Origin of the sequence: Arthrobacter sp. 2YAF22_2, assembly GCF_052114645.1 — a bacterium.
GTDB lineage: Bacteria > Actinomycetota > Actinomycetes > Actinomycetales > Micrococcaceae > Arthrobacter.
Window position 1 is genome coordinate 1 of sequence record NZ_JBFRFD010000505.1, and the last position, 2,567, is coordinate 2,567.

At 70.9% G+C, this 2,567-nt stretch carries 1 protein-coding gene and 1 pseudogene; both read left to right on the forward strand.

The annotated features are described in order from the left end of the window. The coding region (locus AB4Y86_RS16510) for a Pls/PosA family non-ribosomal peptide synthetase (RefSeq protein WP_441403257.1) at positions 1–1,786 on the forward strand (1,786 nt) is incomplete at its 5' end. A gap of 64 nt (positions 1,787–1,850) precedes the next feature. Then, positions 1,851–2,567 (forward strand): annotated as a pseudogene (locus tag AB4Y86_RS16515) (M1 family peptidase); the annotation flags it as partial.

The following is a 2,567-nucleotide window of genomic DNA, read 5'->3' on the forward strand; positions in this document are numbered from 1 at the left end:
GCCGTACTACGCCCGGGCGCTCGGTGCCAAGATCGGCACGAACGTGCAACTGCACTCGCTGCCGCCCGTTACCGGCCTGCTGTCCCTGGGCACCGGTTGCAACATCGAGCCCGAGGTCGATCTCTCCGGCTGGTGGATCGACGGCGACTCCGTGCATATCGGCGCGATCCACATCGGTGCCGAGGCCGTCGTCGGCGCCCGCAGCACGCTCATGCCGGGGGCGAGCATTGGCGCCGGGGCGCAGGTGGAGCCGGGGTCCGCCGTCCTCGGCCGGGTTAAGGCGGGCCACCTGGTGGCCGGGTCCCCGGCCGAACGCCGCGGCAAGGCCAAACAGGGCTGGCCGGACGCTCCGCGGGAGCACCGGCTGATCGGCCGGCTGTGGTTCGCCGGTTTCGCCTCCGCTTCAGCCGTGCTGGCCCTCATTCCCTACCTGTCCGCCGTGGCAGCCGGGCTGGTGGTCTTCCGCTTCATCCAGGGCCGCGAATCGCTGCTCGTGGCCCTGCCGCAGCTTGCCCTCTCGCTCCCGCTGGCCGCGTTCGTGTGGTTCGGCGCGAACCTGGTCCTGGTCCTCGCCGTCACGCGCCTCCTCGGCGTCGGGCTGCGCGCGGGCTACTACCGGGTGCGGAGCCGGATCGGCTGGCAGGTCTGGGCGACGGAGCGGGTCCTGGATCTGGCCCGCGACCTGCTCTTCCCGGTCTACGCGAGCCTCTTCACCCCCGTCTGGCTGCGCCTGCTCGGCGCCAGGATCGGCCGGAACGTGGAGGCCTCCACCGTGCTGCTGATCCCGAAGATGACGACCGTGGGCGAGGGCGCCTTCCTGGCCGATGACACCCTGATCGCGTCCTACGAACTCGGCGGCGGTTGGATGAAGATCGCGCCGGCCAAGGTGGGCAAACGCTCCTTCCTGGGCAACTCMGGCATGACCGCCGCRGGSCGCAGCGTGCCCAAGAAYTCCCTCGTSGCRGTSCTCTCCRCSACCCCYGCSAAGGCCAAGTCCGGCACCTCCTGGCTGGGCAGCCCGCCGGTCCGGCTGCGGCGGACCGCCGTCGCGTCCGATGACACCCGCACCTTCCAGCCGCCCCTGCGGCTAAGGCTGGCCCGCACCCTGTGGGAGCTCTGCCGCTTCGTCCCGGTGGTGCTCACCGTCGCCGTCGCCGCGGGTGTCCTTGTGGCTCTGGACTGGCTCGCCGGCACCTTCAACTATGCCGTGGCGGCCCTGCTGGGCGGCGTCGTCGTCCTGCTGGCCGGTGCGGTGGCCGCCGGCAGCGCCGTCGTCGCCAAATGGCTCCTGGTGGGACGCATCCGACCCGGCGAACACCCGCTGTGGAGCTCCTTCATCTGGCGCAACGAGGTGGTGGACACCTTCATCGAGATGGTCAGCGCCCCCTGGTTCGCGCGTTCGGCCTCCGGCACCCCGGCGCTCGTCTGGTGGCTGCGCGCCCTCGGCGCCAAAATCGGCGCCGGCACGTGGTGCGAAAGCTACTGGCTGCCGGAGGCGGACCTGGTCACCCTGGGACGCAGCGCGACCGTCAACCGCGGCTGCGTGGTCCAGACCCATCTCTTCCACGACCGGGTCATGAGCATCGACACTGTTACGCTCGAAGACGGGTCCACGATGGGCCCGCACGGGGTCATCCTGCCGCGGGCCCGGATCGGCAACGGCGGGACCGTGGGGCCGGCGTCCCTGGTCATGAGGGGCGAAACGGTACCCGCCGCCACGTACTGGATGGGAAACCCGGTCAGGCCGTGGGGCGGACCCGCTGTCCCGGCGCCCAAGCCAAAGTAAGCCCGCGTCCGCGCACAATCGGGAAGGCACCCCCCACGCTAACCGCTACCACTGAAGGCCGACCATGAGTCAAACCGCATCAGCCGCCGCCGAGGAGCTGCCCGCAGAAATGCCCGCGGCCGCCCCCGATCCGTACATGCCCGGCCACGGCACCGACGTCTACCGCGTCACGCGCTACGAACTGGAGCTCGATTACCGGATCAACAGCAACCACCTCAGCGGCCGGGCGACACTGCACGCGGTCGCCCGGCGCCAGAGCTCGGCCATAGTCCTGGACCTGACCGGGTTGCGGGCCACCAAGGTGCTGATGCCCGGCCGGAAGGTGCGCAAGTTCACCCAGCGGGCCGAGCAGCTGGTCGTGGTCCCGGACACGGCGCTGCTGCCTGGAGACGAATTCACCCTGGACATCCGGTACGACGGCAATCCGGCACCCCGCCGCGGGCTGTGGGGCGAGGTGGGCTGGGAGGAGCTGAGCGACGGTGTCCTGGTCGCGGGCCAGCCCAACGGCGCGGCGTCGTGGTTCCCCTGCAACGACCACCCGCGGGACAAAGCCAGCTACCGCATCTCAGTCACCACCGACGCCAACTACCGGGCCGTCTGCAACGGCGTCCTCGTCTCGCACCAGGCCCGGTCCAGCCGCGAAACCTGGGTCTATGAACAGGCCGAGCCGATGGCCAGCTACCTCGCCACGGTCCAGCTCGGCCGGTACGAACTGCTGCAGCTCAACGCGGCCCGGCCCGCCGGCGACGTCGCCCAGACCGCAGCGGTGCCGGTCGAGTTG